Source organism: Acinetobacter sp. GD03645, assembly GCF_029845285.1.
GTDB lineage: Bacteria > Pseudomonadota > Gammaproteobacteria > Pseudomonadales > Moraxellaceae > Acinetobacter > Acinetobacter corruptisaponis.
In genome coordinates this window covers 30338-43105 of record NZ_JAOCLL010000012.1, presented here as the reverse complement: position 1 = coordinate 43105, position 12768 = coordinate 30338, and the positions used below count along the sequence as shown (strand labels likewise).

The window sequence follows — 12768 nt, the reverse complement described above, 5'->3', positions numbered from 1 at the left end:
TAGAGGTTTTTTTAAAGTTATTAAAGCTGTGGACCAATAAAGAAATGGAGTCGAATTGGGTTGTTGTCATTCGAGATACCTGAAGCAACATCTAGGCGAATCGGCCCAATCGGTGATCTCCAGCGTATGCCCACGCCAATACTGTACTCGGTTGGATTGCTAAACTGTTTATCATAGGCATTACCAAAATCAGAAAATATCGCTGCACGCCAGCCATCTTTAAATTGATAGTTATATTCAAGCGATCCCACGGCCAAAGCCTGTCCACCAATTTTATAACCGTCCTCTTCTGGTGATAGGCTCTTGTAGTCAAAACCACGTAAGGACTGATCCCCACCCGTGAAGAAACGTAAATTATAGGGAACCTTGTTGAAGTTGTCGGTAAAGATATAGCTGGTGTCGCCACGCCCCACAAACTGGTGGTTGTCATTTTCACCCATTGAATAGATAAAACGCCAGCCTCCCGTCACGATGGCCATATTGGCATCTGACAATAATGATTCTGTACCCAGCTCAACCTTGTAAATCTGTTTAAAGCCTTTGGTTGGGTTTAAACGTGAATTGGCATTGGTTTTTGACGCTTCATAACCGAGCAGCAAGGATTCCTGTTCGGAGTCGATTCCTGAAACCTTAAATGCATCAGGAAGTTCATCGACATCAATATCGCCTTTTTTGGTTAAGCGATCCAGACGATAACGTAAGCCAAAGGTATGTTGCCAATCACCCAACGGATTTTTAATCACCCGTTCGCCCCCCATGACCGCTGACTCCACCAGCAGGTTCACACCTGGACCAATGTCATCACGCTCTTCACGTTCATAACCACCCACAAGGTTAAAATAGTCATTGAGGGGATGTTTGTAGGGAATACTGTAGCGTCCATCGATAGATTGGCGAATCTGTGACAGCTCTATGTTGGCATCAAAAGAATGTCCATATTTATTGACAATGGCACGACGATACTGGCTACGAATACGTGCACCTGTATCAGTACCATAACCGACACCCGTTTCCAGACTATTTAATTTATCGGCATTCAGTGTCACCACGATTGGAATTTTTTTATCGATTCGGGTTTGCTCTTCAAGCTTCTGGCGTTCTTCATCTTCATCGTCATGATCATGTGAAAGCGGTGCTGCGCGGGCAAGTGAATAAGCCTGTGCAGACTCTCCACCAGAGAATACGGTCTCATCGACCACATTTTGTGTGACCTCCTGTGCAGAAGTAATTTTCTGGCGTGCCAGATCAGCCTTTTGCTGGCTATTCATCAATTGCGACTGCTGAATTTTCTGCTGGTCTACCAATGCCTGTAAGTCAGGCGCCAATTCCAAAGGAGGTTGAATCGGGTCTGGCTTGATGGTGTCAACAAGGGTGTAATTGAAATAACGGGTATTGGTCAAGTTATTTGCCAAGGCATTGACACGCCAGAATGCATAGTCATCACCCTCTTTCCACGGAGCCAAACTATCAAGCACTTTTTGGGTCAGCGGCAGTGGCTTGCTTGGGTCACTCATACGGTATTCGACTTTTTTCAGCTTATAACGCTCACCCGTCTCATACTTTAGGTTGATCTCTGCTGTTTTATCAGGCTGCGTAATCTTGACATCATGCAAACGCCAGTAGGCATCAAAGAAACCGTTATCATTGGCTGCACTGACAATTTTTGTTTTGGTTTCTTCGTACTTGCCATGATTAAAGATATCGCCCTCATCCTGTTCTGGAATCAAACGAATCACTTGCAGTTGAGGTAATCTTTCACCCGCTCCCGAAAATTCAATATTTTGCTCTTTAATCAGGATAGGCTCATTTGGTGTGACAATCACCCTGACCCTGCTGTCACTCAGCCGTTCAAACTTATATACCGCATTATAATAACCAACCGCCTGTGCAGCCTGATTGGTCAGAGCCCTTAACTGGGGTAAAGCCACATTGAAGTCTTCAAAGGCCTCTTGAGTAAAGCTGGATAGTTTGGCCTTGATATTGGTGGCAAGTACAGGAGGTGCACCCGTCACATCAGCAGTGATACGTGGGGTTTTCTCCGCATTAAGCAGGTTTTCAGGATGGAACCGATTCCATATCTTTCTAAAAAATCCGACTTTTTCCTGTGATGGGTCAGGCTGAGTCTGGAACTCAGGCAGGGTTCGTCCTGCTTCATTGGCCTCAACCACAATTTTACTGTCGGTCTGGATGTCCTGCATCAGTTTGTCAATGTTGACAGGTGCCTTGGTGACTTCCGTGAGTTCAGTTTGTGAAACATCATTGACCAGCACATCAGGCGTTTTTGCCGCATTGTCACGGGAATTCTGGGCTTCGTTTTTCGCCTCTTCAGCCACACGGAAAATTTCATCTGCCATACCCTGATCAACCGGCATGCTGGGCAAATCTTCCAGATTGTCTTGCAGTTGGATCGGTTTTAATTCTTCAATCTGGTTTACGGCCTGTTCCTGCTGTTTTAACGCAGCCAAACTGTCTTGTTCTGGTGTCGAAACTGTCTGAAGTTCACTGTCCAGTTGTGGCTGAGGTGGTGTGTTTTCAGCAACTGTTTTTGCCTCAATCTGTGTGGTTGAGGATTCCAGCGCTTCATTTTTAGCCAGCTCCGTGATTTGTTCCTGAGCACAAGCAACTGATATACAAGAACTAATCAGAAAACCACCACAAATAAGTTTAGGAAAGCCCTGCATTTTAAAAATTAAATGCATAGAATGACTCAGTGCAGACGGTTTAAACTTTGCTTGAGATGGCATGTAGAACTCTAAACTTATTTTTTAATGTGTCGTTTTTCGTGGATAAAAATTTATTCAAATCTTTGATTTTCATCCAATCAAACATTGAAAAATATCATACATGCATTTCAGCGCATTTTTACAGTTCCTCACATTTTTTTATAAAACACAATGAAGTGAACACATGATGAAACAAGATGAACGCTTAATGACATCTCGTCGGTTTGCACCGATGTTTTTCACTCAATTTTTTGGTGCGCTCAACGACAATGTTTATAAGCAGGCGCTCCTCTTGGTGATTACCTATGGCTGGATTCAACAACAGTCTGCACCCATCAGCACACTCAACAATTTAGCCGCTTTACTGTTTATATTACCCTACTTTTTCTTCTCGGCCACCGCAGGACAGATTGCCGATAAATACGAGCGTTCCCAACTGATCCGCTTTATCAAGATTCTTGAGATTGTGATTATGCTGATTGGGAGCGCAGGTTTCTTACTGGGTAATTTATGGCTACTGTTATTCGCCTTATTCCTGATGGGAACACATTCCACCTGTTTTGGGCCAATCAAGTACGCCATTCTGCCTGAAATTCTTAAACCACAGGAGTTGATGTCGGGAAATGCATTGTTCCAGTCGGGTACATCAATCGCCATTTTGGTGGGTATGATTTTGGGCGGTGCCGTGATTGCCTCATCTGAGGGTAATTTGCTGTGGATTAGCATCACAGTGGTAACCATTGCTTGCTTAGGCTATTTATCCAGCCGTTTTATTCTACCGCAAAAAGTGGCCGAGCCTGACCTTAAAATTGACTGGAATTTTTTTCGTACCAGCTTCCAAACCTTGAAATATGTCAAAGGCATCCCTGTGATTTTTATGATTCTGCTTGGCAATTCATGGTACTGGTTTTATGGGGCGACTTATCTCACCCAGATTCCACAACTTACCCAACAAAATCTACACGCGTCAGAAAATGTGGTTAGCTTATTACTTACCTTTTTCTCCGTCGGCATCGGTGTAGGTTCCTTGCTATGCCGAAAGATTGGTGGGCGTGAGATTAATATTAAAATGGTGCCTTATGGTGCGATTGGCCTAACCCTGTTTGCGCTTTATCTAGCTGCAAGCCTTGCTTTTGTGCCTGAACGCACAGGCGAACTGCTTTCATTAAAAGATATGTTTACAGGTGGTATGGTGTATTACCATGTCATGCTTGCCGTAACCTTACTGGGAATTAGCGGGGGTTTTTATATCGTCCCACTTTATGCCATGATGCAAGCCTATTCACCACGTTCACACCGTGCCCGTGTGGTGGCCGCAAATAATATTTTAAATGCGGTGTTCATGGTGTCCTCTGCAATTTTCTCAATTTTTATCTTAAGCATTTTAAAAATTGATATTAAAATCCTGTTTATCATCACCGCCATTTTAAGTGCAATTTTCTCATTCTGGTTATTAAAACGACTTAAACCCTTACTGGCAGATACGTCGAATACTTTAGAGGATTAATCTATGCGTCATTACACAGGTCTTGATAAACTGATCAACTCATTTGACCAGGCACTGCGTAGTTTGGTTCCAGGTGCGACAAGTTCCCAACGTACAAACCCTGCTGCTGATGAACCATCACAGTTATGTGTCAGTGATGCCCGTCATGTGGCTGGTTTGATGCGTGTCAATCATAGTGGTGAGGTTTGTGCTCAGGCGCTTTATCATGGTCAGGCACTGACAGCAAAACTTCCCCACGTACGTCAGGAAATGCAGCAAGCGGCAATTGAGGAACAGGATCATTTGTCATGGTGTGAAGATCGTTTAAAAGAGTTAGACAGCCACACCAGCGTACTCAATCCAATCTGGTACGGCCTCTCCTATGGTATGGGTGCCATTGCAGGCATTGCTGGAGACAAATATAGTCTCGGCTTTGTCGCTGAAACGGAGCGTCAAGTCAGCCAGCATTTACAGGAACATTTGCAACAACTGCCTGAACATGATGAACGTTCACGCAAAATATTGGAGCAAATGAATGAAGATGAGTTACATCATCGTGATACCGCTTTGCAGGCTGGCGGTGTGGATTTACCCGCGCCAGTCAAAATCACCATGACCGCAATTTCGAAATTGATGACAAAAACCAGTTATTATCTTTAAAAAATTAAGGGAGTCATATCAAATGGCTCCCACTTATATCAACGATTAACGTAATTCATGCTCTGCCTTGAATCGTTCCAGATTCCTAACCGCATCCTGATAACGGGATTGCACACCACTACTGTTTAAGCGTAAATCATAGAGACGTTTTTTGTAGTCTTCCCGATCTTTTACCGATAAATCTTTACGTTCCAATTCTTTTAGATAGTAGTTTAAATCACTTTGCGAACGGTTAAATTCTGAATTCGCCTGATAATAATCATTGGCAACCTGATAATAACTTCGCAAGGACTCACGCTTTTCCAAAGGACAAACCCGAAAATCACCGCGTCCCTCCAACGCCTCATTGAAAATGGTTTCAGGTCGGCAATAATAGCTCAAACCTTTCTGATAGCCTTTTTCATATAGGCCTTGATTTGGAATAATATTGGCTTTTTGGCAAGAGGAATAATACTGGTCCAAACGTGATTCGCGCCCAGCCGCACCATCTTTTTCGCCAACATTTAACCAGTTTGCAGTTTTACATTGTTCAACGCTCATGGCAGCACAGCCAGAAAGCAAGACCGTCAAAATAGAAAGTGGTAAAATAATTTTCATACAACTATTCCTATTATTATCAATTTATTTACAGCAAAACATTACATTGTAATGACAGGATAATGAATCTGCTGATCATAAATTAAATCAGCTTGCTGCCATAAATCATAGAGTGGAATTTTGACATCTAGGGCCAATGGTAACTTTTTTGGATTGAATTGCATATCTGTTAAGTTTGTGCCCCATGCAATCACATCAATATCCAGACTAATATGATGCGATGGACGGACACGTCCCGACTGTGTCTCTAATTGTTTTAAAGTCTCGATAATGTCATCAACCGATAAATTGCTTCGTAATATACAGGCTGAATTCCAGTAATCCGCCCCAATTCCATCCCGACATGGAATCTGATAAATCGGTGAAAACTCCACATACCCTAGTTCTGCAAGTTGAGCATAGGCAAAGGTGAAATTTTGCTGCTGCTGAACATTACTCGCCAGTGCGAGCGCAAAAATCGTTTCTGTTGCGTTCAAGGCGAATTCCTACTGCATTGGCTTGGGCAATAATGGCGGGTTTACGAATGGTAATGCTAATCGATTCAATGGATGGAAATGTAGAAAATAGACAGTTCAATACGAGTTGGGCAGCGTGCTCAATCAGTTTGGGCTTGGCTTGCTGAATCACTTGTGCCGCAAGCTCACAGATTTGGGCGTAGTTGAGTGTATCGTCCAACTCATCTGAACATGCAGCCTGAGTCAGGTCATTATGAATGGTTAAATCCAGCATTAAAGGTTGGATGATCTGACGTTCCCAGTTGAAACAACCGATTACGGTATCGACCTTTAGTCCCTCAATAATAATGGCATCCATAATGACCTTAATAAACCGATAAATAAGATTAATGCTTTAACAATGAAGCAGGTTCAATATTGTGAACCATTTTCAAACGTTGGTCAGCATAAATATCGGTATATGGCGCGAGAACACGCATGAAACGATCAAAATATAACATTTGCTTGAATAACAAGGCAAAGTCACGCGGGAACTTGATACCGTGACGCTCCCCCACGCCAATCATATCCATCATGATGTCATTCAGGTCGGCTGGATTCGAGCTTAGAATTTCCTGAGGGTCTGCCAAAAGCACACCACTAAACAGGCGTTCAAGGTCATCTGCAAGCACCTGAGTGTCAATTTTTTGATGAGTCATGCCCATTTTCAGCATGTTTTCAGCCATTGCCGTATAGTTGGTATGTTGTAGCGCATCCATAAATGCCATACATGCACTCCAGACCTCTGGTTTTAACTGACCTACAATACCGAAGTCAATAAAGCCAATGCGGCCATCTTCAAGCAACATCAGGTTACCAGCATGTAAATCGGCATGGAAACTTTTACATAACATGAGGCTTCCGAACCAAGTATTCATTGCGGTAATCAGCACTTGGGTTGGATCTTTTGCGTATTTTTTTACCACATCAAAGTCGGTTAATGACACACCATAAAGACGTTGCATGGTTAACACACGGCGGGTCGAAAACTGATGATAAACCTTTGGTGCTGTAGCAGCCTGATTACCCGAAACATTTAGATATTGAATGAAGTCATCCAGATTTTGCGCTTCTTCAATAAAGTCCACTTCCCGTACCATACGGGTTTTAATCTCATCAACGATCTCAGAAAGTGATGCGAACTTGATTTTAGGTACAGCACGCTCAAGCAGTTTGGTTGCCCAATGCACCACATTTAAGTCGGTATATAGAATGGTTTCCACACCAGGCTTTTGGACTTTGAGCACCACATCTTCGCCTGTAACCAATTTTGCGGCATGCACCTGCGCGATTGATGCTGAAGCAAGTGGCTTTTCATCAATAAAACTAAAAATTTCATTGAGGTTTCTACCCTCAAATTCCTCATTCAATACACCCTGAATATAGCTGAAAGGCAAGGTTGGAGTCTGGTCTAGGCAGCCTTGAAATTCCTCAACGTATTCACGAGGAAATAAAGATGGTGTACTGGCAATAAATTGTCCCAGCTTAATGTAAGTTGAACCCAATGATTCAAAGGTTTCACGCATTAATTTAGCATTGCTTGGTTTTTCTGTTGCATATTTGACACCTGCCTGTGCCGCAACAATCACGGTTTCACCTATACGCCCAATGGAACGCAGTCCATCAAATAAAATATTTCTTTTCATAATCTTTCATTGCCTCATAGATGGCGTTAGTTTAGCAAATTTTGCTTAATTTACTGATCAAGTTGCCTGACAAATCGGACAATTTACATCTTTTTCAAACTGTAGAATACGTTGTGAAAGGTTTAAACCATTCCAAAGTAACAATTTTTGCCTGAGTGGCGTTAAACCAAGCCCTAAAAACAGTAATGCGTGATGAGCCTGTAATGCTGCAATTGTGACAGGTGTAGTTGCCAAAACACCAGAGTCTGCACAGCGTAGATTTTCATTGGCATGTTGCTCTTTTGGGAACAGGCACTCATAACATGCTGAATCTGATTCAACCATAAATAATTGCCCCTCAAAGCCAATGGCCGAAGCACTAATCAAGGGAACTTGATGTTTTTTGCATACCGCATTGACTAAATATCGCGTGCTAAAGTTATCACAGCCATCTAAAACGACATCTTGGTGCTGTACCAATTCATCAGCATTGCTTTCATCAAAACGACTATTTTGATAGTTCACCTGTATATGAGGATTAATTTTTTGAAGATGTTTGGCTAAGACTTCTGCCTTATAATGACCTAAATCATTTGAAGTAAATGCGATCTGTCTTTGCAAATTGCTGATTTCGATGGTATCCGCATCGACAATGGTAATTTTACCCACACCTGCCCGCGCCAGCAGTTCCGCACTGGTACAGCCGATTCCACCAGCCCCGATAATCAGCACATTGGCAAGCTTGAGTTTTTCTTGCGCCTCGATATCCCAACCCTCCAATAAAATTTGTCGACTGTAGAGATGCATTTCATCATTACTGAGTTCAAATTCATTTTCTGGATGTTGTGACACGTGGCTTGCTTCTGTATAGCTCAATCATGTTGCTGATTTTAAGTGGATGTATGTTTTCAGGAAAGTAATAAATTTTATTTTGACAAAAACCTCTTTTTAGCCCAATATTTTTCATATTCTTTAACAGTTAAATAAAATCAATAAGTTAGCAGATAGGCTAAAAACTTTGGGTATTTATTCAAATGTTATTTTAAGCTTATGTTTTAACCTATTTTATTTGTTAAGTTTTATTGTTCATGACGGCATACGTCATTTAGAAAACCATCGCTGGCATTGTAGGTTGCATATGCATGTTCATGACGGCATACGTCATTTAGAAAGTTAAAATTCCTAGCAGCTACATCAACAATTGGTTCATGACGGCATACGTCATTTAGAAATTTAAAAGATGGTCGGTTTAGTTACTACCTGAGTTCATGACGGCATACGTCATTTAGAAATCCATTGTGCCTCCCAATATTGTTTAAGCTTGGTTCATGACAGCATACGTCATTTAGAAAATTCCAATACAATGTATTTTGACTGGACTAAAGTTCATGACGGCATACGTCATTTAGAAATTGAAGCAGCTTTGAACCAACTTCAAATAAATGTTCATGACGGCATACGTCATTTAGAAACAGAACTGCCTGAATCTGTTCAACTGGCATAAGTTCATGACGGCATACGTCATTTAGAAAGCAAACCCAAGTCCCGTGCCTTGCGTGGCTTGGTTCATGACGGCATACGTCATTTAGAAAGCTGCCTGTTATGGATAAAACAGCATACAAATGTTCATGACGGCATACGTCATTTAGAAAGTTTTAAGCACAGGCACGCCAGCACTATCAATGTTCATGACGGCATACGTCATTTAGAAAACGTTATACAAATGCTCCTCAGCCTGATCAGAGTTCATGACGGCATACGTCATTTAGAAAAGTAATGGCCTTTGCCATCTGTAACTTTGCTAGTTCATGACGGCATACGTCATTTAGAAACAAAGAAAGACTTGCTGATCAGCACAATCAGGGTTCATGACGGCATACGTCATTTAGAAATGTAGTTGATAGTCCAGTTCTTCCAGCTTTTTGTTCATGACGGCATACGTCATTTAGAAATCCCAAAGTACAATTACTCAAAACAACTTCTCGTTCATGACGGCATACGTCATTTAGAAATTAAAACGAAAATGGTGAGGATATACGGTGATGTTCATGACGGCATACGTCATTTAGAAATGAACGGATCACAATATAGATTACTCATTATGGTTCATGACGGCATACGTCATTTAGAAAAGCACCATCTTTTGGATATTTAAGAGCTATCTGTTCATGACGGCATACGTCATTTAGAAATAAATGTTTGTAAAGCAAAGCATTAATTATGTGTTCATGACGGCATACGTCATTTAGAAAATACATTTGATTCTTTGCATTGAAGTAGGGTGGTTCATGACGGCATACGTCATTTAGAAATTGAATCTAAAAAAGGTCAGTTTCAATTAATTGTTCATGACGGCATACGTCATTTAGAAATATTTCAGATCGGCTGTTTCGTCTTGGCCTAAGTTCATGACGGCATACGTCATTTAGAAATTTAGAATCCATCGTGTTACAGTTGTTTGTACGTTCATGACGGCATACGTCATTTAGAAGTCCTCCAGTTTCACCAGCAGCTAATGCTAAAGGTTCATGACGGCATACGTCATTTAGAAAAACCTATGCAACCATAGCTTAAACAATAAAAAGTTCATGACGGCATACGTCATTTAGAAGTCCTCCAGTTTCACCAGCAGCTAATGCTAAAGGTTCATGACGGCATACGTCATTTAGAAAAATATCATCACGATGATCTTAAACCATATGAAATTTATGACGACACACTTTACCTAGAAATCAAACATACAGCCATTCAAGTTACTAAGTCTCGAACTCAACCAAGGAGATACATGATGAAAAACTTAATCAAAGTCATCCTTATCATGTTTATTTTGATGTTGTTGAAATCTGATAGTGATATGAACCAAGATCACGATGACAGGGAAAATCCGCCTAATAAATCATCATAATTTATCATTCATATCATCATGATATTTATATATTTCTACTTTTTATCATGTATCATTTCAAAAGACTGTGCCCTTAATAAATCCTCTTTCGTTTCAAATGACTGATTACGAAGCTCATTAATGGCCTGCTGCTTACTGGCATCATTTGCATCACTTTTTAGAATCTCATCACGGGCAGCCAAATAACTATTCACCTGCTTCTGCCAAACAACTTCTTCCTGATCCACTTTTTCCAAACGGTCTGCCGCTTCAGGCCCCAACAAACTCTCACGCATTGCCCGAATCTCCTGTGCAGTTCCACCCTTTTCCTGAATATCCTTGGTCAACTGCTGCAACTCAGCAAATTGCATTGACACCCGCACCCCATCACCCAACGTAGGTGGAAGTTGATCAATCAGTTTGGCAATTTCATTGGCTTTTTGCTGGGCCGTTAAAGAGTTATTGTTATGAATACGCATCTGTTCAATATTAAACTGGTTCAGGTTTCTTTCATTCCCAAACAACGCATTGATCTCTGCTGGTTTAAAAAACTGTTGCTGTAACCTGTACATCTGATCAATAATTTTTTGATATTCCTCTATATCACCATTTTTAAAATTGCCACGAGGTTTCAGGTTCTGTAAGGCATGTACATAAGCCACATATTGATCCAACAGATAAATGGCATAGCCTGAGGCAGTTTCAGGTAAGGTTGCTGTTAAATACTGGCGGATGTCTGTAATCAATTGAGATTCTGTTTTTTCGCCAAGACTGGAAAAGAAGTAATCAAAACAGCTACGAATTCCCACTGTTAAAATGAGTTTTCCATTCGAATCAACCTGGATTGGGCAGTCAATTTCTGTACCCTGCAAAGACGGCGCAAGTGCTGGCATTTTTCCATTTATATATCTCGCCTCTCCATTTTTCAGGGAATTACTTTCAGAAAATACCTGAGTGGGTTGATTCACCTCATGTGGCTGATTTTGGGTTTCAGGCTTAAATACCCAATAAATTAAGGCAAGTAGAATCAATAAAACCGTAATAGAAATAAATATAATGTTTTTATTATTTAAAAATTTACCGTTCATAATTCCTTACTCTATTTATCATTCATATTTGAAATATTTTTTATAAGTCAGGGAAGTAGATCCATTACTTCCCTGTTATCTAAATTAAAGTCCCTGATTTTTCAAACGGTTTGCATGGGTGCGGTATGGTGTGACTGGATTTTGTAAAAACCCAACCAATCCAAGCACCTGATTCACTTCATCCAGATGGTTGAATGCATAGTTGTCACGGATGACTGTACCCAAATGGCTAGAACAACGTGGCACCAGACCATCATTCTCACTTGGAATTAATAAAGAGGTCGCAACTAACCCATAATCAATCGGGTCCAGAACATTGGTGAGCACACCTGTTCCACTCCATGAGTAATAACGAGTTCCATTAACCAGTTCTGTACCCGAACCACAGGCTGTTGTTGGTACACCTGCTGGAAAACGCTGGTTAAAATTAGCAGAGCCACGGGTAGTTAGAGAATTCAATCCTGCCAGAGCATCCTGATCATAATAATGACCTGAACCGATTCCAACCAGTGAGAAGAAAGCATTTACTCCTGCCGCGATAACGGGTGCAAGTGCTGGTCCAACTGGAGACTGAGTAATTGAATAGACAACATCAGCGACATCTGAACCTTTGGTTGGCCCACCCACCGCTGTTACCGAAGCAATTTTATTGGGTAACAAGGCGGCAACATAACGAACCGATTGCGAACCATGACTATGACCAATCAGGTTAATTTTCTGCGCACCTGTAATGGCCAATACTTGTTTTGCCTGAAGTAGCAACTGTTCACCACGTACTTCAGAAGAGTTAAAGGAAGCCTGCTGTGCAACAAATACATTTGCTCCATTTTCAACCAGGTCTTCTGTAATACCATTCCAGTATTGCAAAGGACCCACCGCAGAAAAACCCGCCATACCATGTGCCAGTAGAATTGGATATTTGGTTTTTGCATAGCTGGATGTCACGTTGGTACTACCGCCGACTGAACAAGAATTTACATTACAGTTCTGCCATGACGCCTTGGGTGCCAAAAAGTCAAACAAACCTGCATGTACCACAGATCCGCTACTCATCAGCATGCCCGCCATTAACGTCATTGCATTTAAATATTTTTTCTTCACGTTTTTGCTCCTAGCATTTTTCATTTTTATGACCACACATCAGTCTTTAAGCTTTGTATGTGGAATCATTCCGAACATACAAATGACTGGCAAAATTATACTCCTTTAAA

General features: G+C 41.3%; 10 protein-coding genes and 1 CRISPR repeat array. Of the genes, 2 read left to right on the top strand and 8 right to left on the bottom strand.

Translation table 11 applies throughout. The annotated features are described in order from the left end of the window. Positions 1–20: 20 nt before the first annotated feature. Positions 21–2744, bottom strand: a complete 2724-nt coding sequence (locus N5J47_RS11100) for a BamA/TamA family outer membrane protein (protein ID WP_279959997.1) — start codon at positions 2742–2744, stop codon at positions 21–23. Positions 2745–2907: 163 nt separating this feature from the next. On the opposite strand from N5J47_RS11100, the gene N5J47_RS11095 reads away from it, so the two are divergent. Together N5J47_RS11095 and coq7 are read left to right on the top strand one after the other, a co-directional pair. Further along, positions 2908–4230 carry an MFS transporter gene (locus N5J47_RS11095; RefSeq protein ID WP_279959998.1) on the top strand — a complete coding sequence of 441 codons (1323 nt, stop codon included), beginning with the start codon at positions 2908–2910 and terminating at the stop codon, positions 4228–4230. Positions 4231–4233: 3 nt separating this feature from the next. Further along, complete coding sequence (gene coq7 / locus N5J47_RS11090) at positions 4234–4869, top strand: 2-polyprenyl-3-methyl-6-methoxy-1,4-benzoquinone monooxygenase (RefSeq protein WP_279960000.1); 636 nt, start codon at positions 4234–4236, stop codon at positions 4867–4869. Between the two features lie 45 nt (positions 4870–4914). Here coq7 and N5J47_RS11085 read toward each other — a convergent pair whose 3' ends face one another. The 7 genes from N5J47_RS11085 to N5J47_RS11055 all read right to left on the bottom strand — a co-directional run bounded on the left by N5J47_RS11085 (position 4915) and on the right by N5J47_RS11055 (position 12658). Then, entirely contained in the window at positions 4915–5466 is a 552-nt protein-coding gene (locus N5J47_RS11085; protein WP_279960001.1) for a DUF2799 domain-containing protein, read from the bottom strand. Positions 5467–5507: 41 nt separating this feature from the next. After that, entirely contained in the window at positions 5508–5942 is a 435-nt protein-coding gene (locus tag N5J47_RS11080; RefSeq protein WP_279960002.1) for a 2-amino-4-hydroxy-6-hydroxymethyldihydropteridine diphosphokinase, read from the bottom strand. After that, positions 5899–6279, bottom strand: coding sequence for a dihydroneopterin aldolase (gene folB / locus N5J47_RS11075; RefSeq protein ID WP_279960003.1), 381 nt, complete (start codon positions 6277–6279; stop codon positions 5899–5901). The genes N5J47_RS11080 and folB overlap by 44 nt, the downstream gene beginning before the upstream one ends. A gap of 28 nt (positions 6280–6307) precedes the next feature. Continuing rightward, positions 6308–7606, bottom strand: a complete 1299-nt coding sequence (locus N5J47_RS11070; RefSeq protein ID WP_267979270.1) for an AarF/UbiB family protein — start codon at positions 7604–7606, stop codon at positions 6308–6310. A 57-nt stretch (positions 7607–7663) separates the two neighbouring features. Continuing rightward, positions 7664–8437 (bottom strand): HesA/MoeB/ThiF family protein, encoded by a 774-nt coding sequence (locus tag N5J47_RS11065; protein ID WP_267979269.1) that lies wholly within the window; start codon positions 8435–8437, stop codon positions 7664–7666. 232 nt (positions 8438–8669) lie between these two features. Then, positions 8670–10317: direct repeats of the CRISPR family, unit length 28 nt; unit sequence GTTCATGACGGCATACGTCATTTAGAAA. 208 nt (positions 10318–10525) lie between these two features. Next, positions 10526–11557: a lipase secretion chaperone gene (locus tag N5J47_RS11060; RefSeq protein WP_279960004.1), complete on the bottom strand. Its 1032-nt coding sequence runs from the start codon at positions 11555–11557 to the stop codon at positions 10526–10528. A gap of 84 nt (positions 11558–11641) precedes the next feature. Then, positions 11642–12658 (bottom strand): triacylglycerol lipase, encoded by a 1017-nt coding sequence (locus tag N5J47_RS11055; RefSeq protein WP_279960005.1) that lies wholly within the window; start codon positions 12656–12658, stop codon positions 11642–11644. Positions 12659–12768 lie beyond the last annotated feature (110 nt).

Bases quoted from the DNA above. Each gene is read 5' to 3' on its own strand.
- N5J47_RS11100 (WP_279959997.1), bottom strand. From the start codon at position 2,744: ATGCCATCTCAAGCAAAGTTTAAACCGTCTGCACTGAGTCATTCTATG.
- N5J47_RS11095 (WP_279959998.1), top strand. From the start codon at position 2,908: ATGATGAAACAAGATGAACGCTTAATGACATCTCGTCGGTTTGCACCG.
- coq7 (WP_279960000.1), top strand. From the start codon at position 4,234: ATGCGTCATTACACAGGTCTTGATAAACTGATCAACTCATTTGACCAG.
- N5J47_RS11085 (WP_279960001.1), bottom strand. From the start codon at position 5,466: ATGAAAATTATTTTACCACTTTCTATTTTGACGGTCTTGCTTTCTGGC.
- folB (WP_279960003.1), bottom strand. From the start codon at position 6,279: ATGGATGCCATTATTATTGAGGGACTAAAGGTCGATACCGTAATCGGT.
- N5J47_RS11070 (WP_267979270.1), bottom strand. From the start codon at position 7,606: ATGAAAAGAAATATTTTATTTGATGGACTGCGTTCCATTGGGCGTATA.
- N5J47_RS11060 (WP_279960004.1), bottom strand. From the start codon at position 11,557: ATGAACGGTAAATTTTTAAATAATAAAAACATTATATTTATTTCTATT.